Below are 21,949 nucleotides of genomic sequence, written 5' to 3'. Positions count from 1 at the left end.
CGTCGGGCAAGGGGGTCACACGGCCTCGAGATAGCTTAGCCAGTGTTCGTCGTCGGGGCGGTCTGCAAAACGTGCAATTTCCTGCCGTTTGGTCATCGACAGATTGCGGACTAATTCCGATGGGAAAAGCCGGGTAATGATCGGGTCGCTCTCGAACAGGTCGATGGCGGCGGACCAATCGCCAGCCAGCTGAGGCAGGCCTTCAATCTCATAAGCGTTGCCCGAGATTGGGGCGGGGGGCACCATGCCGTCCTCGATGCCGACCATCGCCGCGCCCAGAACGGCACTGAGCATCAGGTAAGGATTGATGTCGCCGCCAGCCACGCGGTGTTCGATACGTCGGGCCGAGGGCGCTCCGCCCGGAATACGGATGGCGGCGGTTCGGTTTTCATAGGCCCAGCTTGCACCGGTGGGTGCATGAGCGCTGGGCACAAGCCGCGCGTATGAATTCCCATGAGGGGCAAAGATCAGAGTGCTAGCCGGCATGGCAGCAAGGCACCCGGCCACGGCTGAGCGCAGCAGGTCGGTGCCCTCGGGCCCGCCATCGTCGAAGATGTTCCGCCCATCTTGGTCCAGGACAGAGAAATGCACATGCATCCCGTTTCCCGCGTCCTCGACATATGGTTTCGACATGAAGGTCGCAGCAAAGCCGTGTTTTCGGGCCAAGCCGCGCGTCAAAGCCTTGAAAAGCCACGTATCATCGGCGCAGCGCATGGCGCCCTGATGATTGAGGTTGATCTCGAATTGACCGATACCGCTTTCGGATATTGCGGTTTGCGCGGGGATGCCCATTGCAGCGCACCCGTCATAGAGGTCGGTGAAGAATGCCTCGAACGCGTCCATTTCGGCGACGGACAGAACCGCCTCGTCCGTCAGGCGGCGGCCAGTGATCGGGTTGAAGGGTGCTAAGGGTTGGGGGCCGGACGCGTCGACAAGGGTGAATTCCAACTCGGTCGCCGCAACGACTGACCAGCCGCGCTGCGCGTAACGCGACAGCACAGAGGCTAGTGCATGGCGCGGGTCGCCTGAAAAGGGAACGCCGTCATCGTCATAAAGGCTCATGGGAACCAGAGCTGTTGAAGTCTCCAACCAAGGGACCGGAACGGGCCCGCGCTCGGTCGGAAACAAGATGCCATCGGCGTCACCGGTTTCGAACACGAGGGGGCTTCCGTCGATATCTGCGCCCCATAGGTCGACGTTCAACGCCGAGAATGGCATGCGCACAGCACCCTTGCTCAGCTTATCGGCATAGGTTGGCGGGACACGTTTGCCACGCATCTGACCGTTCAGGTCGCAGGCGGCAACGCGGAAATTATGCAAGGCGTTCAGGTCCATTGGGGCTGTAGCTCCTCTCGGTTATCTGAGATGTAGCGAAGCCAAACGGCCTTGTCACGAAATTTGATCAAATTTCAGGGGTGGAAAAAGGCGTCGGCACAAATTGCGCCGACGCCCCGTGTTTTAGGATCAGACGAAGGTTACGCCGTTTTCCGCCATGGGTAGGGTCGTGACCTTCACACCCGAAAGCGCGCGGATGGCATTCGCCAGCGCCGGAGCGGACGGAGGTGTGCCCGGCTCGCCAACGCCTGTGGGCGCTTCGGCCGACGGAACGATATGGACGTCAATCGCCTGGATGTCGCCGATCCGCAGAGGCTCGTAATCCGGGAAGTTGAACTGGTCCACGGCACCGCTGGTCAGCGTGATCTGGTCGCGCATAACGTGACCAATGCCATAGCCGACACCACCTTCGATCTGCGCTTTGACCACATCGGGGTTCACCGCAATGCCGCAATCCACTGCACAGGTTACTTTTTCGATGCGAACTCCGCTGTCCAGATCGCCGGACACCTCGACCACTTCGGCCACATAAGAGCCAAAGGACTTGTGGACCGCGATGCCCTGCGCGCGCCCGGCTGGAGCGTTGCCCCATCCGGCCTTCTCAACCGCCAGCTTCAGAACTCCGGCCTTGCGGGCCTGATCTGCGTTGCTGTCATCGCTCAGATGCGCCAAGCGGAACTCGACCGGGTCGCGACCGGCGGCCTCTGCGGCCAGGTCCATCATGGCCTCCATCGCATAGCCCGTATGGGTGTGCCCGACCGAGCGCCACCACAATACCGTCGTGGCTTTCGGTGTATCCGTCAGACCTACGGCCATGCCGGGGATGGCGTATGGGCTGTCAGAAACCCCTTCGACCGAGCTGTGGTCGACACCGTCATGCACCAGAACAGCTTCGAAGGGCGTCCCCTTGATGACCGATTGACCGGCGATTTGATGGTGCCATCCGACGATGTTTCCTTCACCGTCCAGACCGACGCGCACTTTGTGACCAAAGGCAGGGCGATAGTAGCCGCTGCGTATGTCATCTTCACGCGTCCAGACCAGTTTGACCGGGCGAGAGCGGTCTGTGACCACGAAGGCCAACGCAGCCTCGACCTGATAATCCGCATCAGGTGTTGCGCGGCGGCCAAAGGACCCGCCTGCCAGCATCGTGTTGATATGGATCTTTTCGGCCGGAAGCTCGAAGATCTGCTGGTAGGCCATATGCGGGCCGGTCGGCATCTGCGCGCCATCATGCAGGACAATGTCTCCGTCCGCAGTCTGTTCGATGGTGCAGTTCAGCGGCTCCATCGGCGCATGGGCCAGAAGCGGGAAGTAGAATGTCCGCTCAACCACCGTGTCAGCGCCGTCGATGGCGGCAGAGACGGTTGCAAAATCAGCCTTGTTGACATTGTAGGTCGGCTCGGCATCGAGCGCGTCCATGATCTCGGCATTGATCTGGTCCGAGTCGCGGGTTTCAGCGCCCGACATATCCCATTCGACCTCAAGCGCATCACGCGCCTGGATCGCGGCCCAGGTGTTTTCCGCGTAGACGGCGACACCCGCTTGGTTGGGTAGAACTGCGGCACTGATGTAGCCTTTGACCTCTTTCGAGGCGCTATCATCAAACCCTTGCGCAATTCCGCCCTTGGATTCGGGGCGTTTGATCATAGCGATCATCTGGTTGGGCAGGTGGACGTCCATGGCATACATGGCCTGACCATTGCCCTTGATCGCCGAATCTTTACGCCGAACGGTTTCATTTCCGATCAGGCGGAACTCGGACGGGTCCTTCAGACGCGGCTCGGTCGGGGCGTCCAGCTGAGCGGCTGCGGCCACGAATTCGGCAATCGGAGCCGACTTGTCGCCGGATTTGACAATGCTTTCTTCGATTGTGACGCCCGATGCGTCGACGCCCCAGCTTTGGGCCGCCGCGTTGATCAGCATCTCGCGTGCGGCAGCACCGGCCTGACGGTATTGCAGCCACGAATTCGCCATCGCGGTCGACCCGCCCGTGCCTTGGAACGGGCCGAACAGAAGGTTGTTGTAGACGTTGGGATCAGAGGGCGCGAATTCGTATTCGATCTGGTCCATTGTCAGGCCGATTTCTTCGGCGATCAGCGTGGGCAGACCGGTCGCAGGACCCTGACCCTTCTCAAAGTGTTTGACGATTGCGGTCACAGTGCCGTCGGCATCAATTTTAACGAAGGGGTTGAACTGAGCGGTCTCGGTCGAGGTCGCCGCCAAAGCGCCATCCGGACGTGCGCCAACTAGCAGGACGGCACCAGCAGCAGCGGCGCCTTTCAGAAATCCACGGCGAGAGGTGTTGATGTTCATGGATCAGGCCTCCAGAATTTCAGATGCGCGCTGGATGCCGGCGCGGATACGTTGATAGGTGGCACAGCGGCAGGCATTGCCGTACATGTACGCGTCGATTTCCTCTGCGCTGGGCTTGGGGTTCTCAGCCAGCAGGCCAACTGCCGACATCACCTGACCCGACTGGCAGTAGCCGCACTGAACCACGTCCAGCTCGACCCAGGCCTGTTGGACAGCTGCGCCGATCTTGTCCTCACCGACGGCTTCGATTGTGGTGATCTCGGCGTCTTCGACGTCTTCGATATATGTCTGGCACGAGCGGACGGGCTCGCCATTCAGATGCACGGTGCAGGCGCCGCAAGACGCGACGCCGCAGCCAAATTTGGTTCCGGTGAGCTTCAGCTCATCCCGGATCACCCAGAGCAGGGGCGTGCCGGGTTCGGCGTCGACAGTATGCGTCTCGCCGTTCAGTTTCAGATTGATGGCCATGAGGGGATACTCCGTGTTGGCTTGCTACCTGAGTCGGTAAACTTGCGGGTTTACATGTCGCACAGAAAGTCGCGCCTGTAAACTCCCGCGTTTACCTAGTGTTTGACCCGATGCTGTCAATGGGTCTATAGCAATGGAATGAATGAGATCAGCGCGCCCAATGCGTCCAAATATGCACAGATCATCGAAGCTGCTGTGGCCGAATTCCAGGAAAAGGGGTTCGCGGCGGCCAGCATGGATCGAATTTCACGTCAGGCCGAGGTGTCCAAGCGGACGCTCTATAAGTATTTCGAAAGCAAGGAAAATCTGTTCCGCTCAATCGTGACGGAACTGTCCAGTCGCTTTGCGGAAGTGCTTGAGATTAGGTACGAAAAAGGGCGCGATGTTCATGAACAACTGACTGAACTGGCCTGGGCCGAGGGGCGCATTCTGATGCTGCCGGATGTGATGGCCATGTCCCGCATGGTGATCAGCGAAATCCTGCGCAACCCTACCTTGGCTGAACAAGCGCAGGGCAAGTTGGACAAGACGGCCTCGTTCATCGACATGCTGCGGGAAGCCGCCGCAGACGGGCAACTGAAGATCGACGACCCCGAACAGGCTGGGCGCGAATTCATCGGCCTGATCAAGGCGCGGGCGTTCTGGCCGCTGTTGTTCTCAGGCACGGTTCTCAGCCATGAGGAAATGGCGGACACAATCAACAACAGCGTCGAGATGATGATGCGCAGATACGGCCCGGGCACCGCGTAGCGTTTAGCGCCATAGGGCGGACAAACCCGCCCCTACATGCCGTTGCGCGGGATCACGTGATTCCATTCCGTTTTGAAGAACAGCGTGTCTCCGTCCCAGCATTCGACCGTGGCGTTCAGCACGAAATCACTTGCCGTGGCCGTCTGCTGAGACCAGGTCTTGATACGCGCATCCCAGTCTCCACGCTCAAAGCGGGTTTCTTGCCGCATGGTCGCGACCGCGGATAGGGGATCATCGGGCAGGATGGAGTAAATCCGCTCGGACGTGTCGGAAATCTCGGTCCCTGTTTCGAGCACCTTCTTTGACGACGGTCCCATGACGCCGCCGCCGATGAAGACGCGCTCCGTCAGTCTGCCGGTGTGGGTGTCCCGTGTCAGCGTCGTCTCGGATCCGCCCTGACCTCTGGTCGAGGTCTCGGGTACCGAACCCGGGGCAGGAACCGGAAGGTCCCGAGGGGTCGACGCATCCGGCGCATTGGTGCGAACGGGCAACGACAAGGCCGAGGAGCCGGGCACGACAGTCGCGCAAACTGGATTCGGGGCGGGCCACAAGATGGGCCAATAGGCGGTCGCAAGCTGCACCATGATCCGGTGACCGACAGGTACGTTGTAACCGATGGCGTGTAGCTGGATCGAGATATCCATCTCTTCTCCGGGCACGACCGGGGTAGGTTTTGTGTCACTGTCGCGGTGCATCAGGTTGAAGAACCCACGTGAAATCAGGGTTTGTGCGCCGTCGGGGGCTTCATCGATCAGCAGGGCAGCGACAAAGGCCTGAGGCTGGTCGACACTGACCCGCAGCGCGACTTCAGGTTGGCCCAGAATGTCCAACGATGACTCCAGCTTGTCTGTGCGGAACACCATCGCCCCGGCCGCGTCGATCCGACAATCCAGAGGCAAATCGCCCGGAATACCGAAAGAACACATGACCCCACCGGCCGAGCCGAACGTCTGCGGCGAGGTGATCTGCATCGGCGCGCCTGTTTGCGCCTGAGCGTCCAGCGACCCCGCGTTCAGCCAATAGGTCTCGTTCGACACATTGGGCGAGGGCCAGCTGGGCTCCTCGACCCAGCGCCCGGGGCGGTGTGTTTGCGTTCCAGCGGGGCGCATGCTGTCCATCATGTACAGTTGCAGAGGTGGCTCCTCCTCGATCCCGGTGTCGATCCCCTTCAGCCAATAGTCCCAGAACCGTAATACCTCGGCGACGAAATCGACCTGAGGAGTCGGTTTGCCCTCATGCGGGTAGAGGTGAGACCACGGGCCCATCATCACCTTGACCGGCACGTTCAGGTGTTGCGAGATCCGGAACGGTGTGTCGCGATACAGATCGGCCCAGCCGCCGAAATAGTAGACGGGCACATTGAGTGCGTCATAGTCCTCGCAGATCGAGCCACGTCGCCACATCTCGTCATGGGTCTGATGTTCCAGCCACATGGCGGGCCAGAACTCCATCGCCTCAAGCCGTTCACGCCAGAGGTCGCGCCACTTATCCTCGCCTACAATTTCAGGGTCGGGCGGGAAGGCGTTCAGCAATTGCATGATCGACCCCCACCAGAAATTGTCACCAGCCAGCACGCCGCCGTAGAAGTGGATATCTTCGCGCCAGCGGTCGTCGCAACCCATCACCGGCGCGATGGCTTTCAGTGCAGGGGGGCGTTTAGCGGCCACCTGAAATGAGTTGTAGGCCCCCCAGCTTTTGCCGAACATACCGACATTGCCGTCGCACCAAGGCTGTTCGGCCAGCCACGCGATGACATCAACGCCGTCCTGTGTTTCCTGGTGCGAGTATTCATCCTCGGCCAGCCCACCACTATCGCCGTTGCCGCGGATATCCACCCGGATCGAGGCATAGCCCGCCTCGGCAAAGCGCGGATGCATGGTTTCATCGCGCAAACGCGTGCGATCTCGGCGACGATAGGGGATGTACTCTAGCAGACAGGGGACAGGATTCTCGCGCGCATTGGGTGGCAACCACAGACGCGCGGCTAATTGCGTGCCGTCGGGCATCGGAATCCAGATGGTTTCGATCACCTCTACGCTATTCATTGCCGGGTCCTTCCTGTTGTTTTGGCTTGTGTTTCTCTCATGCACCTGTGTCGCGTCGCCGCGTTTGGTCGTATGAAACGCACAACCCGTTCAGCGCGCAAGCGAATAGGAGGCTTCGGGCCGCAAAATGTGACTCAAGTTTGCCGTTCCGCTGTGATAGCCACACGCAGGCACAGACCGGGATTTGTCAGGTGACAGAGAATAACGTGAAGAACTTGGACCGAGCAGCGCGTTTGAGCGTGGCCCCTATGATGGATCGGTAAGACTTTCGTTAAAAAACAATTACTTACTTGGCGTCATTGCCAGTAATTTGGTACGCGATTTTCCGCCCCTAGGGTGGGGGACGCAAGAAAATCCTTATTTGTCAATATGTTAGCTAAAATTGGGGGTTGACAAATCAAATTTAATGTAGTATACTCAAGGGGTTGTGAGAAAGCTGATGCAGGTATTGCCGCCCTGCTTTATCAAAAATCCGGTTACGCCACAGACTTAGGCGGTCTGTAGTCCCCCACATTGGGGGCGGTGAAATGCTATGTCTATTGCAGACAAAGAAACTATGTCGCGGAACGAGGCCGCTGCATACATTGGCTGCACCCCGCAGCACCTTGCTAACCTAGCTTGTCGCGGTGAAGGCCCGCCGTACTTCAAGGGTAACAGCCCCTACACTCGGAGCGACGGAGAAGTACGGAACGTCGGGCGAGTTCGCTACCTGAAAAAAGATATCGACGCTTGGATTAACAGCCAGTTCAACTACGTGAAGCCCGCTGTAAACGGTGCGCGGCTATGAGTGCGCCTAACGTAGACATGCTGAAAGACGCTGACTTAGACGACCTCAAAGAAATCATCATGTACCAGCAGGGGCAAATTCAGGCCCTTACGAGCGCGGTGCAGAAGGTCGCTCAAGACAACGTAGACCTAGCCAAGAACGACAACACCCTGAGCAACAATCAGCGGCTCATGTCTGAGGACATGGGTAAGCTGCGCGATGCTGTTCTGTCACTCTCAACCCCCGCAAAGGAAAAGCACTGATGCAGCAATCAATCCTAGATGAAATCGTATTTGGCATAGCGGAACAGGCACCGCCGCAGGGCTTTGAGGCTACTGAGTTCGGCAAGACGCTCTTACACGGCACAGAGGCGCAGCTACGGTTGCGTATCCTACAGCTAGAGGATGACCGCGCTATGCAGGATGAGCGTATCAACAAGCTAGAAAAGGCGCTCAACCTCATGGTGAAAGCGTTTGATGACCGCTTTAAGAACTTAGACAACTCCGTAGACGGGAACACTATGTTCCGCTTTCGGATCATTCACACGCTGGTAGAGGCGGGGCTGATCCCAGAGCATACAGAGAGCGACCCCAAGGCGGTGCCAGCGGCGCTTATGGAGATTATCAAGTCCGTAAACGATATCTGGGACTTTGCCCGCACAATCGACGGTAAGGCAGCGCGGGCGCACCAGAAAATCGACAGCATTAAGGGCGCTGAGTGATGGTGTACTTTTGTCTGGTGATACTGCTGCTTAGCCTAGCGCTTTTCTCTAGTGGCTTGGTCGGCGTTTCCATAGCGCTAGCGATGATAGCTCTGTCTTGGTTGGTGCCTGTTGCGGCGGTCAATCTATACATGGTCTACCTGCGCGGCACCGCCTCAAACAGAAAAGCCTGAAATCCCCCAACAGAGGGGACAATAGCGGCGTGTTTTTGCAAATGCGTCGCAATAACAAAAAGGAAATGTCCGATGAACCCATACGGCGTACCGCGCAAGCCAGAGAGTTACTACGCAGAGAGGCTTAGACGCGCTGGTGCTTCTGACGCCTTGCTAGACACCCTTTCATTCTCTCGCCTTAACACTGCAAAGACGTCTGTTGCTGCCTACAAGAGCGAGTGTACCGACTGTGGGACTACCGTACATAGGTCAATCGGTGACTGGATTAAGTCGTTAGCAAAAGGGCGTAAGACAACTTTGTGTGACCCTTGCAGTAGGCAGCGCAGCAACTCAGACCGCAACCACATCAACAAGCGGGCGCTGGGTCGGCGTAGTCGGTTCGATCACCGCTACTATGACAATGAAATACTGTACCTGTCAGGCGGCGCGTTTCAATTAGATGCAACCCATTGGGCGGGACCGCGCAACCGCATTACTCTTGAGTGCGTGACTTGCGGGACTAACAAGAGCTACGCCAACTTCAACAACGCATCCACCACGTTCAGGCGCGGCAACATTGTATGTGAGACGTGCGGCTGCAAGGCGGTTGCGGGCATCAGGTACGGTAAGCCAGCGACACTGTACGTTGTGCAGCTTTCTCACTGTGGCAGGCAGTATGTGAAAGTAGGGCTAACCACGATCCCGTTAGAAAAGCGCTTCAAGCTGCTACCCACAGAGACAAAACTGGAAGGTGTTTTGTTTCAAACAGAGCTTTCGTGTGGACAAAAGGCGAGAGAGCTTGAGGCCGACATATTGAAACGGTTCTACAGAGACAAAGCGCGCAACTACTGGATCACAGAACGGGCCGGTGGTGACACTGAGGTCTTAAACTATGAAGTCAAAGACGCCGTGCTTGACTACGTGCGGGGGTTGGCAGCATGAGCGACGATAAATTTGACCCGTTTGAGATAGTCGGCGGCACAGAACACGACAGCGACAAGTCTTTAAGCGATCTGTTCAGCATCCTACCCGAGGCAGCAGTCAAAGACCCAGAGGTACAGGCGCGTTTCATCCCGGCGATGCTGCGACAGCTACGCGCTCAAGAGGTTTTAGAGCGTGAGGAACGCCGTAAATCACGCCAGAAACAGACAGAGCTACGCTCAGCCTTTGGCAAGCGGCGCGATTGGCGTAGCAGAGCCGAGAAAGCGCCGCCTATCCCTTGGGTTTTTCAGGGTTGGATACCAAGAGGCGAGGTCACGACCTTCTTTGGTGAGGACGGTAAAGGCAAAACTACGGTCATGATGCTGATTTGCATGATGCTAGCTGTAGGTAGACCCATTTTCGGCGTCAAAACTACGCCTCAGAGGGTGTTTTTCCTAGCGGGCGAGGACAGCGAGAGTGTTTTGACTAAGCGCGTGATGGTTCTAGCCGAGAAACTTGGTTTGACTGAGGAAGAATGGGGCAAGTTAGCGAACAATTTTGTCTGTGAGGACATGACCTTAGAGGAAATACAGTTTTTTCAGTGGGTCAGGGACAGCAAAACGCATGAAAACTCAGTCAAAGAGACGCCGTTCTACAACGCTTTGCTAGATGAGCTTGATAATCGGGATTATGACTTGCTTGTCATTGACCCTATGCTTGACGCTTACGCTGAAAACGAGGTCGATACGAACAAAGTGCGTGAATTTATGCAGCGTATCAGACGCTTGGCGCGTCAATACAGCATCGGCGTCGTGTTTATCGGACACCCTGCGAAGTCAGCAGACAGCGAATACGGCGGGTCGCGTTACTTTTCCGCTAAGGCAAGGTCACGCTGGTTCCTTGAGGAAGTGTCAGACGGCATGGTCAGGCTCTCAGTCAAGAAGCTGAGCTATGGCAAGAAGCCAAATCCTGAGACGTTTGTGCTGCGTGATGGCGGCGTTGAGACGGTAGAGGAAGAGTTTGTAGAAGCGGTGAAGCATGAGCAGCAAAAATCTGTCCGTGAACACATCGTACAGACGCTGTTTTCGCTTGCCACTCGTGATGAGGTAGCGTCGGCTTCGAAGAACGCGACTACCTACTTCCCAAAGCTGGCAGACCGGCGCTCATTCTTGGGTCCGTATAGCTTCGCTCTTGTTGAGAATGTGTTCCATGAAATGCTTGCAGATGACCTGATGAAAGTACCGTTTGATGGTTCGGATGGGCGTCCTTTGATTAAGAACAACAAACGTATGCCAAAAGAGGGTGTTTGGCCTGTTGATCCCCTCAAGTGGGGGAGGTCAGAATAGTGCTGCTACCCGGTTGCTACCTAGTTGCTAACCGGTTAGCAACCGGGTAGCAGACCCAATCTAAGTGTATGTTTTTGCTTGACAAATCAGGATGGATGTGCTAGACTGTCAATATGATCAGATTTTTGACCACGCTGCTGAAATTTCTGCTACCCGGTGCTGCTAACCGGTTAGCAAAAACCTGCTACGCAGTGTCCTTTAGGGCTACTGCGGAGCGCGTAGCAGGGCAAATCGAACTAGGTAGCAGGCGGGGTCTACCAAGGTCAGGTTTCGAGGGCGCGCGCAGTGGCGCAAAATCAATCGCTGTGGGGCGGGTTCGAGCATTTTCGGCACCGAGACACCCGGCGAGGCTAGAGGCGCTGTATCGGGCTATTTTCGGCCTCTCCGTCGATTCTAGTTTTAAGCACTGTGCTAACTGGTCTGCACCACCATAGGTAGAGTTTTGTTCACCTTCTGTTCCCCTTGACTATGTTCTCGTTTTGTGCTACTAATTACGAGGACATTTCCGCTTGCGCGACAGCCACGCTAGGGCAAGCCGTTTTCTGAGAAATCAACGGCTTAACCTTAAAATGGTATGACATGGCAAACCGTCGTAGGCAGTCTGCATCAGACATAGCAAAGGCTCTTAACTGTAACCCGTTCACCTACTTGGCTGAGCGGTTTAACGGTATGGACGACGGTAAGGAAAAAGACGGTATTGCCCTTGAGCTTCTGCCTTACATTTTCCCAAAGCTCAAAGCCGTAGACGCTAACGTAGCAGTAGACGGTGAAATCACCGTAACCATCGGCACCACAGCCCCTATCGTGGGGGACCAAGATGGGGATTGAGCTTCAAGTCAACTTCAGACCTGAGCAGTTGTCGCTGTATAACTCAGCGGCGCGCTTCCAGTGCCGTGTTCTGCATCGGCGCTTTGGCAAGACGTGGCTGGCGGTGTGTGAACTGCTAATCAAAGCGTTGACTACAAAGCGCAACGATTGGCGCGGCTACTACATCGCACCGACATTTAAGCAGGCAAAACGTATCGCATATGACATGCTCAAGACGTTCTGCCGTGGCATCCCCGGCGTGTCGTTCAATGAGCAAGAACTGCGCGCTGACTTCCTCAACGGTTCACGCATCCAATTGCTTGGCGCTGAAACGTATAATTCGCTGCGCGGTATCTACATTGATCACGCCGTACTTGATGAGTGCGCGCAAATACCATCGGCAGCGTGGTCGCAAGTCATCCGTCCAGCGTTGTCAGATCGTCTTGGTACAGCGGTGTTGATGGGTACGCCAGCAGGTAGGCATAACCTGCTGTTTGACTTGTTCAGCTACGCCGACACAAGCAACGATCCAGATTGGGACGCAACGCTGCTTTCAATCAATGACACCAACGTATTGCCTACTCGTGAAGTCAAGGCGATGCAGCGGGAAATGAGCCAGTCAGAGTATGAGCAAGAACTGCTTTGCTCATTCAATGCAGCCATCAGGGGCGCTTACTACTCCAAAGAAATGATGGCGCTGGACGCGCGCGGTCAGATCACCAGCATAAAGTATGAGGCTACAGCGCCCATCTACTGCGCTATGGACCTTGGCTGGTCTGACTTGATGGTCTGCCACTTCATACAGCCAGTCGGGACAGAGCATCGCTTTCTGACAACCAAGGCGTATGCAGAGACCAAGCTGCCAGACGTTGTGAACGATTGGAAATCGCTACCATTCGAGATTGATACGGTCATCATGCCACACGACGCGGTGCAGCATGAACTGACTAGCGGTATGACCCGTGAACAGGTCGTGCGGAATATGGGCCACAACGTCCGTATAGCGCCGCGCGTCAAGTCAAAGCATGAGGGCATTGAACAGGTGCGGGCGCTGCTGCCTCACTGTTGGTTCGACAAGGAAGAATGCGGCACGACAGTTGAGGCGTGTTTTTCCTACCGCGCCGAGTACGACGAAACAAAGCGCGTAGTGAAGCTAAGCCCGGTTCACGACTGGTCCAGCCACTACGTTGACGCAATCCAAACCTACGCGACTGGACGCCCTGACCACATGGTCAACTGGGACAGCTTCCCGCGTTCCAGATCACCCAGCGCAAGTGTGAGGTTCTAAGATGGCTATTAAGCAGACAAAGAAAGAGCAGCGACTGCGTAGCGTGATCCAAAGCGAGATTGCGAACGGCGAGAACAGCACACAGTCGGAGACGTACCAGAACCGGCAAAACGCTCTGGACTATTACGAGGGCAAGAAGCCCGCACCGGGCGAGGACGGTACAGAGGACTTTATCGTCTCTACTGACGTCGCAGACATGACCAATGCAGTGTTGGCGCAGCTAACGCCTATGCTCAGCACAGACGCGCTTGTCACCTTCGAGAGCAACGGCAAGCAGGACGAACAGAACGCGCGGGCAGAGAGCAACGCAGTCAACAACGTGATCATTGAACGCAACCAAGGCTTTATTGAGCTTGAGGAAGCAATCAAAGACGCGCTGCTGATGCGCAACGCCGCAGTCAAAATCTATACCGACGATGAGGTAGACGTTAGGTACATCAACACTGAACTGCCCCCCTCTGATGGGGGAGAACCTGAGCCGCTGCCACCTGAACAGATTGCAGCGTTGTTACAGCCACGATCCCCGCAAGAGACCCGTGAGCTAGTCGGTAAGCGTATCAAGGTCACGACTACAAACCGTCAATTCCGGTTTGATGCAGTGCCGATTGACAACATCATCTATGAGGCCAACGCCACTACGTCGGACGTGCAGAAACTGCGCTTCCTAGCTGAGCGCCTTTACTACACACGCTCTGATCTGGTCGAAATGGGTTTCGATAAGGCCGAGGTAGCGCAGCTACGCTATGTGACTGACGCTCAGCAGTTGGTTGAGCGTAAGCGGAACAAGTCAAACCAGACACCGCACCTTGCTCAATCAGAAGATCAGCAGGTGATTGAGTGTTACGAGGTCTATCTACGCTACGACATTGACGGTGACGGTATCTCAGAGCGCTTGCGCATCCTCTACGCAGGCGGTGCAGGCGGCTATGTGCTTGACTATGAGGAAGTAGACGTGACGCCCTACGCAATCGGGACAGCGTTTATCAGCAGTCACCGCATTCAGGGCGAAAGCCTATTCGATCACCTGCAACAGACGCAGGTTTATAAGACCTATCTACTGCGTCACTGGATGGACAACATAGGCTACATGAGCGGCGGACGCTGGGTCGCTGATCCTATGGCCGTTGACTTCCGTGACTTCATAAACGGTAGCAAGGTCATCAAGACCAAAGACCCGAACAGACCACCGCTCAGAGTAGATGAGGCTGACATAGGCGGTAGCATTCTCAACGCTCTAACGTACCAAGACAAGATGCGGACAGAGCGCGGCGGTGCTGCGCTGGATATGATGAGCGCAGACGCTCAGCTAGTGGGCGAGACCGCCTACGGTATTGAGCGCCAGTACGGGCAGCGTGAGTTGCTTGTGTCGTTCATGGCCCGCAACCTAGCAGAGACCTTGATCCGTCCCGCTTACCTGCTCATGCACCATTACATGCGCAAGTATTCCAACGCGCCGCTCAGCCTCAAGTTCAATGGCGATTGGGTGCAGATTGATCCTACGCAATGGCCGCAGCGTGTGCGTTGCAACGTCAAGGCTGGCATGAGCGCAGGTGAGCGCACACACATTCAGCGTACCTTGTCGCAAATGCTGCAAATCCAGATGAGCGCAATCGGGCAGGGCATGAACGGTGTGCTTGCCGACGTGAATACGATCTATAACACGATCCACGATTGGGCGGTGATGGCTGGCCTAGATGAGCCAGATAACTACTCAATCAACCCAAATTCAAAAGCCGCCAAGCAAGCCGCGCAGCGCAACCAGCAGAGCCAGCAGGCGCAGCAACAAGCGCAGCAGCAAATTCAGCAGGCAATCTACCAGCTTGAAATGCGCAAGCTGCAACAGGCGGCAAAAGAGAGCCAAGACGAGCTTGCCTACAAATACTGGTCAGACCGTCTCAGCGCAGAAGTCAAAGAAGCGGAAATAACCGCAAAAGGCGTGATCGACCTAGAGCGCGTCCAGATGGAAGGGGAGACCCGTGAACGCATCGCACTTAACGGCGCTGAGAGACGCGCTGACAACAATCAAGAAGATAGAGGAACAGCATGAACGAGAGTTCTATGAACAGTGGCTTACTTGCGGAGACGCAGCCTCAGCCGAGAAGCTCAGAAACGAAATCAACGGAAGCCGCGCAGCCTACCGAAGCCTCTACTTCGAAATCGAAAAAGGGCCGGAGCAAGGGTCGCCAAAGCCAGCAAGACAGGCTGGCAGCAGTAAATGACCTTCTGCAAAACAGCACGTCCCCCACTGAGGGGGACCAGCGACCGAGCCAACAAGAAACCGCCGGTTCATCCACTGACAGCGGCGGCTCTGCTGGCGTCCCCGACGATGGAACAGCCACCATCCCGGCGCAAGGAGGGGACGTCAGCGACCTATCGGTAAAGGAACTAGCTGAGCGGCTAGGGACAACGCCAAAAAAGCTGTACGACAGTGTGCAGATTACTACCCAAGAGGGTGAAACCTTGACTTTGGGTGAGGTCAAAGACCGCATTCAGAGCCAAGAAGCGGCCACGCGAGAGATCGTGAAACGTGAGACCGCGATTAGTGAGCGCGAGAGCGCGACGTTGCAGAACATGCAACTGCTTCAAGAGGTCATGAGTGATCTGAAAGGCAAACTCAACCCGCAAACCATCCAGAAGCTACAGCAGCGGACAGCAGAAACAGAGGCGCGAGAGCGTCAGATGATGCTGCAAGTCATGCCAGAGCTACAGGACAAGGCGCAGCTTGATACGTTCCGCTCAGAAGCGGCAACGCACATGGAGGCGTTTGGGTTCCGTCCGAATGAGCTAGTGATACGCGACCATCGCATTGCGCTAGCCATCAAGGACGCAATCCAGACTAAGCGACAACTGCAAAAGCTCATGGACTTTGAGCCGACGCAAGACCCGCCGAAGCCCCACAAGCCGCAGGGTAAGAAGCGCCGACAGTCAAACATGGCCGAGACAATCGCAACCGGGCGTAAGAGCGCGAGACCACAAGACAAGGCCCGCGCTGCTAACGCCATCTTACATGAGGCCAAACGATAATGCCTAATCCTTCAACACATCAGGACTTTGCGTCCGTAGACTTCAACGGCACGATCCACGAGGACGTAATGGACGCTATCTGGGATATCTCAGACTATCCGCTTCCATTCACTGATCTGGTCGGTTCAAGCACCGCCGAAAACCACTACCATGAGTGGGTAGAGGACAAACTGTCCGATCCTGCTGCGGGTGGCTGGGTTGCTGACGGTGCGGACAGCGACAAAGACGACAGCAAACTCGGTACACGTCTGGGCAACCACACCGGCATTTTGACTAAAGAAGTCAAGGTGTCTCAGGCTGCGCAGGACGCCAACAGCATCGGCAATATCGCATCGCTGGGCTATCAGGTCATGCAGCGCCAAAAGGAACTGCGCCGCAACTATGAAGCTAACTTTCTTGGCTTGCAGGGCAACACCGCAGACAGCGGCGACGGGGTAACGCCCGGTGTTCCCGCTGGTTTGGCTTGCCAGTTGACCCAGGTAGATACAGGCTCAGGCGCAACAGGCGGCGGCTTTGCTGCTGGCGTATGGACCGGCATTACGCCCGGTACGCGCACACCGTTGACTGAGACGCTGGTACGCGATGCGTGTCAGGCAGCTTGGGAAGATGGCTCAAACCCGAATGTGATCATGTCGGTTCCGTCTGTGATCCGCGCACTCAGCGAGTACATGTTCACGTCGTCCAGCCGCATCGCCACTCTGACCCGCGAAACGGTTGGCGTAGGCAAAGGCGGCGCTGCCGAGGCAATGGGTTCGGTCAACGTGTTCATCACTGATTTTGGCGTCACGCTGGACATGATCGCAAACCGTCTGCAACTGACCTACCAAGACGTAGGAACCGACATTGCAGCGGCGGTGTATGTGATCGACCCCATGTACGTCGATATCAGCTGGTTGACTGGCTATACCGTCGATGAACTGGCGAAAACCGGACTTGCCGATAAGCGTCTGATGCACGCCAACGGCACCGTATGCGCTCTGAACCGGGACGCGGGCCGTGTCCTTCTGGATATCAATCCAGAAGCCGCAGTGACGACCTAAGCGCTAAGCTAGTTCCCCCATCTTGGGGGAGCTAGCCCACATAGTCTGGGGGGACACTATGGAGGGCGAATACAAGCGCGGTCAGCGCAAGCTAACAGAAGAAGAAGTGCATGACATAAAGTACGGCGATTGGGATGGATGGACGCAGAAAGAAATAGGCGACCTTTTCGGCATAACTCAAGGCGCTGTTTGTAAAATACAAACCGGGGTCACTTGGAGAAAAACATAATGGCGAAGTTAGCAGCACCATACGTAGCCAGAGGCGGTAGAGCCACGACCAAGAGCGCTTTCAACGAGGGCGTACAGGTGCCGCAGAAGGACTTCGACGCCATCGCCAAGCGTAACCCAGCGCTCAAGTCAAAGAACCGCCTAGAGCGCTCTGAGGCGATGAAAAAGGAAATTCTAACTGGCGAACTAGCCAAGTACAGGAGGCGCTAAAATGCCCGGTAAGTTAGATATCGGTAGAGACCCGCACCACGGGTTTTACCCGAAGCTGGCAAAGCTTGAGGCCGAGGGGGCCGACGCAGTAGCGGCGTTTAACGATATCAGGTTTTCGCAAGTTACTAGCGGGCCGTATTCGTCTGCCAACGGTCCCGACTACTCGGTAGCTGAGAACCTAAACGGGTCTTACGTGCTGGTTGAGGGCGATACGTGGTTTCTCAGCACGTTCATGGGGCTACCGACTTACAGCCAAGCGTACAAAGACGATGTGTACGCAAAGGCCGTAGAGCAGTTGCAGAGTGTGGAGTGATGGGAAAGCTAACGCCCCTCAAGCAGACGCCCGCAACCATTGTGCGTAGGCCGGGGCAGTTGATTGTTCCCAAGAAGCCGCCGAGGAAACCCAGCTAATGCAGATGATACGACACAGACAGCGCGTTATTTCAGCGGTACGCAGACCGGGACAGGCTCTTGTGCCTAACCGTCGCGCAACCGTCGAACTGACAGCCGCATTCACTTTAGGAACAGGCGCAACGGACCAAGGCGGCGGGCAGTACCGTCTGACCGGGCCTAGCGCCGTGCTAGAGGTAGGCGTAGCCAATGCGCCTGCTGGTCAGTACGTCCTGTACTACGACGTTATCGAAGCCTTTGTAGGCGGCGTTCTGTACGATACGCCCAAAGGTGACACTGGCTTTAGCACCGCTATCCCCACGTGTGCTGACCCTATCCCCAACGGTTTCCATCCAGCACGAGGCGGCATGGTCCCTAGCGTTAACGGTCAGTATTTTGCAATGCGCCGCTATCAGCAGGTGCCAGCCAACGCTATCGGAACTGACAAATTGTTCCGCTTGTCACTGTGTAGCAGCGCCGCCGCTGGTGACTACGAAACCTACGGAAACTTCAAGCTAGAGAGGTACTTGTAATGTCGATCGGCGGTAAAGCATCCGAGGACAACACTTATAGCTACACTAACCGGGATGCGTTTGACTTTAGCAGCGCAAGCGGCGGCACGTTCATTGATCCGAGCCAAGCACCGTTTCTAGACAGTCTGCGAAGCATGGCGATGGGGCAGTATTCGAATGAAAGCCCTGCCTTTGACAACATCGCCAACGTCACTGATGCAGTTGGGGCAGGTGCTGTGAACAACTTAGGCGCTCTAGGTAACACCGAGCAAGTTGTGAACGCACAGCTTACAGGGCTGCGCTCTGGTCTGGATGAGATACATCAAAAAGGGCTGAACACGTTGGGCGACAACGCCGCCGCCGCTGGTGCCTTCGGTGGATCACGTCACGGCGTAACTGAGGCAGCGTTAGCGGGTGAAATCGGTGACGCTTACACGCGCGGTTATGGCGATATCATTGCCAACGCTAACCGTCAGGCAATCGACGCCAACTTAGGCGCTATTGCTGGTGGTAGTCAGGCACTAGGCAACGCAATCACTGGAAACTTTGGGATGCTGCAAGGGCTGCAAGGCTTGCTTGGTGATCCAACCATTCTCAGCAGTCAAGAAAGCATCGGGTTTGGTTCTGACACGACCAGAAGCGAGAGCTTTGGTGACGCGCAAAGCGCAGGGTTCGACATCGGGATTAAGTGATCCCCCTCAGTGGGGGACTTGGAGGATAGACAATGGTAGCACCAGTTTTACTAGGCATCCTTGGGGCGGGGCTTGCTACCCAAGCAGCCGCGCACGGTTGGGCTATACCCAAGTTCAAAGAGCGCCAAGGACAGAAAGCCAAAAGCATTCTGGACGAACTGCCTGACGATGCGGGTATTGACGACAAGCGCCGCGCGCTGATGGCAGGCGGTCTGCTTGACCCTGATCGGTTTGCAGAAATCGGCTTTGACGACGCCGCCAGTAGCCGTGACTTCTTTGAGGCGTTGCAGCTTGCCAACACGAACAACGCCGCCGCAATGGATCGCGCTATTCTGGGTGAGGAAGGCGCTACCAACCGTACCCAAATCACTCAGGCAGGCGCAGACAAGCGGCAAGAGAACAGCCAAAACTTCACCGCTGAACAGAACGAGCTAGACCGTCAAGCTGATCAAGACGTGATCACCGCTAACCAGTGGCGTGAGGCTGACGACACGTTCTGGGCTACTCAAAACGCCCTAGAAAGCGCGGTAGCACCAATCAACAACAACATTGCGATGCGTAACCGCGCTATTGAGATTGCGCAGAAGCTGCAAGAGCAAGGCAGGGTTGGCGGTGTCTTGTCGCCAGAAGAACGTAACGCCCTGATGTTTGAGTTGAGCGAAATCGACGACCAACTGTTCTTTGAATACAAGAACAAAGTGTACGGGGAGGCAGAGCCGCCGCCAGCGGTGCTTGAGCAACTGCGTCAGTCCTACCCAACGTTTACAGATCAGCCGCGTAGACGCTGGAATGAGACGTTGAAGCAGTACACGCGAAGAAACGATGAGGACGCCGGGACGGTTCAAGGCGCAATCGACAAAGCGCAGCAGACCATTGACCGGATTAACCAGCGCTTCCCCCAAAGTGGGGGAGGATGGGCGCTAGAGAACCCTGACCAGTACGTTGTTCAACCGTGGCAGTCGGGCGGCGGCGTACCTAACGACGAGGTAGTGAGGGACTAAGCCAATGGAAACCGGACGCACAAAAGACGGTCGCTTTGTCATCAAGCGCACTGAGGATACTACGTGGACCGAAGTACCAGAGGACGTGTACCGCGCCGCAAAGGCAGGACCGGCTGAGGCTTTTGGGCGCAGCGCAGTTGAAGGTACGCGGGACTTAGGCGCTGGTGGTACTGAGCTACTGGCAGGTGGTCTACAGGTAGGCGAGAGCGGGCCAAACTTTGACTTGCTCAACCTCATGCCCGGCGGTGCCTTGGTGAGGCAGGGTCTAAACGCCATGCAAGGCGTTAGCGGCGTTGACGCTACCGAGCTTGCGCGTGAAATCCGTACTGAGAACGACCCACGCCAAGAAGCGCTGAGAGAGGGACAGCCCGTCGCTAGCTTTGCTGGTGAAATGCTTCCAGAACTAGCCCTAGGAGCGCCAGCGCGGACTATTCGCGGTGCTATGGCCCTAGACGCCGCTCTAGGGGCCGCTAGGAACCCTGACGACCCGCTTACAGGGGCAGCGATAGGGGCAGGCATCGGCGGGGCTGCTAACGTCGTTACAAAGGGCGTCACAAGAGCTACGCAGCGGGGTTTGAACATCGGGCAGAACGTCGTGAACACTGTCAGAGGCAGACCACGCGCTGATAGCGTGAACGCCGCTAGAAATCCTGACCCAGAGTTCACCAGAACTGAGCGCGAGCTTAGGGGCTTTATTGAGCCTAGCCGCGCTGAGCAATTGGGTTTTCGTTTGACACCGGGCGAGCGTATGGCGCTAGAGGCTACCAGCGCTGAACAACTCGCAATTGCTAACCGTATCCGTGACACAGAGGACTTGGTAGCAAGTACCAATATCACTGGCACTGGTATCAGGGGCAGCGACATACCGGGCATCAGCCGCTTTGCGCGTGACGATCACCGCCAAGCCTTCACAAGCTATATCGGTGACATTCTGGACGAACCCAACGTAGACACGCTGACACCGCGCCGCCTTGGTGACTTGTTGGCTGATACGCAAGCGGTGTTCAAAGAGAACATTGACGAACTGGACGAGCCTATCCCGTCTGCGACCATCATTGACGACGTGTCAGAAATGGCCGAGGAAATCGGACCTACTGGACAGTCTCAGCTAGCCAAGCTGGCTAAGGATATCCAGAAGCTAGGCGAGGATGGCAACCTAGACGCTCAGGCAACTACGTCGCTCATGAACATACTGCAACGCCGCTCTAAGGCTGCGTTTGATGCAGGCAACTATGAGCTTGGTTCTGCTTACTCAGCGGTGCGTAACTCGCTGAATGACGCGATTGTAGCAGTTGCAGAGGAAGTCAGGCCGGGGGCAGCGGTAGAGCTAAAGCTAGCGCGCCAGAAATACGGCATCATCAAGTCTCTGCAACGTGGCAGGGCTGTTGATCCCGGTGGTATCATCAACGCGCAGACGTTCAGCAACAACTACGCCAAGACGCACCGCCGCTACGCCAACGGGCAGGACGACAGCGAACTGGCGCAGGTCATGGACACCATGAACTACCTGACAGCGCGTCAGACAGGCGATAGCGGCACCGCTGCGCGCCTCATTGCTGCTGGCGTAGGTAGCGCACCAGCCACGGCAGCAGGGGCAGGAGCCGCCGCCGCTGGGTACAACGCACTGTTTGGCCGATGAACGTAGTCACGCCGCCTGAAAGTCTCACTGAGACGCTTCTTAGGTACAAACCTCAGATAGAGGCGGCGTTAGGGTACGCGGATTCCTCCCACAGCTTCGATCAGATTGTGCAAGCGGTACTGTCTGGGAAGCTGCACTTCTACCCGCTAGAAAATTCCTTTGTCATCATGGAGCTACGCCAGTTTGGTAACTGGTCTAGCTATCACTGTTTTCTAGCGGGTGGGCTTTTTGAGGAAATCAACGCGCTAACTGAGATAGCCGCCGACAACGCCCGCAAGCTAGGCGCAAAAAAGCTGAC

The 21,949-nt window shown here is 56.4% G+C and carries 21 protein-coding genes; 17 read left to right on the top strand and 4 right to left on the bottom strand.

The window, feature by feature from the left end; translation table 11 throughout:
* Positions 1 to 15: 15 nt before the first annotated feature.
* The 3 genes from ACR3FB_RS10785 to ACR3FB_RS10775 form a co-directional block, all read right to left on the bottom strand.
* Positions 16 to 1,335 (bottom strand): glutamine synthetase family protein, encoded by a 1,320-nt coding sequence (locus ACR3FB_RS10785; RefSeq protein ID WP_480563912.1) that lies wholly within the window; start codon positions 1,333 to 1,335, stop codon positions 16 to 18.
* A 129-nt stretch (positions 1,336 to 1,464) separates the two neighbouring features.
* Positions 1,465 to 3,651 carry a xanthine dehydrogenase family protein molybdopterin-binding subunit gene (locus tag ACR3FB_RS10780; RefSeq protein WP_480563914.1) on the bottom strand — a complete coding sequence of 729 codons (2,187 nt, stop codon included), beginning with the start codon at positions 3,649 to 3,651 and terminating at the stop codon, positions 1,465 to 1,467.
* A gap of 3 nt (positions 3,652 to 3,654) precedes the next feature.
* On the bottom strand, positions 3,655 to 4,119 hold the full coding sequence (locus tag ACR3FB_RS10775; protein ID WP_170374105.1) for a (2Fe-2S)-binding protein: 465 nt from the start codon (positions 4,117 to 4,119) through the stop codon (positions 3,655 to 3,657).
* 138 nt (positions 4,120 to 4,257) lie between these two features.
* On the opposite strand from ACR3FB_RS10775, the gene ACR3FB_RS10770 reads away from it, so the two are divergent.
* Positions 4,258 to 4,869: a TetR/AcrR family transcriptional regulator gene (locus ACR3FB_RS10770; RefSeq protein WP_480563916.1), complete on the top strand. Its 612-nt coding sequence runs from the start codon at positions 4,258 to 4,260 to the stop codon at positions 4,867 to 4,869.
* 32 nt (positions 4,870 to 4,901) lie between these two features.
* On the opposite strand, the gene ACR3FB_RS10765 is transcribed toward ACR3FB_RS10770, so the two are convergent.
* Positions 4,902 to 6,959: a CocE/NonD family hydrolase gene (locus tag ACR3FB_RS10765; RefSeq protein WP_480563918.1), complete on the bottom strand. Its 2,058-nt coding sequence runs from the start codon at positions 6,957 to 6,959 to the stop codon at positions 4,902 to 4,904.
* 487 nt (positions 6,960 to 7,446) lie between these two features.
* On the opposite strand from ACR3FB_RS10765, the gene ACR3FB_RS10760 reads away from it, so the two are divergent.
* From ACR3FB_RS10760 to ACR3FB_RS10685, 16 genes are all read left to right on the top strand, one after another.
* Positions 7,447 to 7,701, top strand: a complete 255-nt coding sequence (locus tag ACR3FB_RS10760; protein WP_480565621.1) for a helix-turn-helix transcriptional regulator — start codon at positions 7,447 to 7,449, stop codon at positions 7,699 to 7,701.
* Positions 7,698 to 7,943: a hypothetical protein gene (locus ACR3FB_RS10755; protein ID WP_480563920.1), complete on the top strand. Its 246-nt coding sequence runs from the start codon at positions 7,698 to 7,700 to the stop codon at positions 7,941 to 7,943. The genes ACR3FB_RS10760 and ACR3FB_RS10755 overlap by 4 nt, the downstream gene beginning before the upstream one ends.
* Entirely contained in the window at positions 7,943 to 8,401 is a 459-nt protein-coding gene (locus ACR3FB_RS10750; protein WP_480563922.1) for a hypothetical protein, read from the top strand. The genes ACR3FB_RS10755 and ACR3FB_RS10750 overlap by 1 nt, the downstream gene beginning before the upstream one ends.
* An 830-nt stretch (positions 8,402 to 9,231) precedes the next feature.
* Complete coding sequence (locus ACR3FB_RS10745) at positions 9,232 to 9,495, top strand: hypothetical protein (RefSeq protein ID WP_480563924.1); 264 nt, start codon at positions 9,232 to 9,234, stop codon at positions 9,493 to 9,495.
* On the top strand, positions 9,492 to 10,820 hold the full coding sequence (locus tag ACR3FB_RS10740; protein WP_480563926.1) for an AAA family ATPase: 1,329 nt from the start codon (positions 9,492 to 9,494) through the stop codon (positions 10,818 to 10,820). The genes ACR3FB_RS10745 and ACR3FB_RS10740 overlap by 4 nt, the downstream gene beginning before the upstream one ends.
* 669 nt (positions 10,821 to 11,489) lie before the next feature.
* Positions 11,490 to 11,648, top strand: coding sequence for a hypothetical protein (locus ACR3FB_RS10735; protein ID WP_480565619.1), 159 nt, complete (start codon positions 11,490 to 11,492; stop codon positions 11,646 to 11,648).
* The gene (locus tag ACR3FB_RS10730; protein ID WP_480563930.1) at positions 11,638 to 12,915 is read left to right on the top strand and encodes a terminase large subunit domain-containing protein; all 1,278 of its coding nucleotides are present in this window, start codon (positions 11,638 to 11,640) and stop codon (positions 12,913 to 12,915) included. Before ACR3FB_RS10735 ends, ACR3FB_RS10730 begins: the two co-directional genes overlap by 11 nt.
* A 1-nt stretch (position 12,916) precedes the next feature.
* A complete protein-coding gene (locus ACR3FB_RS10725; RefSeq protein WP_480563932.1) occupies positions 12,917 to 14,962 on the top strand; it encodes a portal protein in 2,046 nt (681 codons plus the stop codon).
* Positions 14,963 to 14,973: 11 nt separating this feature from the next.
* Complete coding sequence (locus ACR3FB_RS10720; RefSeq protein ID WP_480565617.1) at positions 14,974 to 15,939, top strand: hypothetical protein; 966 nt, start codon at positions 14,974 to 14,976, stop codon at positions 15,937 to 15,939.
* Positions 15,939 to 16,979, top strand: coding sequence for an SU10 major capsid protein (locus ACR3FB_RS10715; protein WP_480563936.1), 1,041 nt, complete (start codon positions 15,939 to 15,941; stop codon positions 16,977 to 16,979). Before ACR3FB_RS10720 ends, ACR3FB_RS10715 begins: the two co-directional genes overlap by 1 nt.
* 58 nt (positions 16,980 to 17,037) lie before the next feature.
* A complete protein-coding gene (locus ACR3FB_RS10710) occupies positions 17,038 to 17,208 on the top strand; it encodes a sigma factor-like helix-turn-helix DNA-binding protein (protein ID WP_480563938.1) in 171 nt (56 codons plus the stop codon).
* A gap of 210 nt (positions 17,209 to 17,418) precedes the next feature.
* A complete protein-coding gene (locus ACR3FB_RS10705; RefSeq protein WP_480563940.1) occupies positions 17,419 to 17,730 on the top strand; it encodes a hypothetical protein in 312 nt (103 codons plus the stop codon).
* Between the two features lie 160 nt (positions 17,731 to 17,890).
* Entirely contained in the window at positions 17,891 to 18,340 is a 450-nt protein-coding gene (locus ACR3FB_RS10700) for a hypothetical protein (RefSeq protein WP_480565615.1), read from the top strand.
* Positions 18,340 to 19,011: a hypothetical protein gene (locus tag ACR3FB_RS10695; protein WP_480563944.1), complete on the top strand. Its 672-nt coding sequence runs from the start codon at positions 18,340 to 18,342 to the stop codon at positions 19,009 to 19,011. Before ACR3FB_RS10700 ends, ACR3FB_RS10695 begins: the two co-directional genes overlap by 1 nt.
* Before the next feature lie 32 nt (positions 19,012 to 19,043).
* The gene (locus tag ACR3FB_RS10690; RefSeq protein ID WP_480565613.1) at positions 19,044 to 20,012 is read left to right on the top strand and encodes a hypothetical protein; all 969 of its coding nucleotides are present in this window, start codon (positions 19,044 to 19,046) and stop codon (positions 20,010 to 20,012) included.
* Positions 20,013 to 20,016: 4 nt separating this feature from the next.
* Positions 20,017 to 21,651: a hypothetical protein gene (locus tag ACR3FB_RS10685; protein WP_480563948.1), complete on the top strand. Its 1,635-nt coding sequence runs from the start codon at positions 20,017 to 20,019 to the stop codon at positions 21,649 to 21,651.
* The last annotated feature ends 298 nt before the right edge of the window (positions 21,652 to 21,949 follow it).

The sequence above is a fragment of the Ruegeria sp. AO1 genome (genome assembly GCF_056535985.1).
Note: the sequence above shows the minus strand (reverse complement) of the source record. Positions and strands in the feature narration are given on the sequence as shown.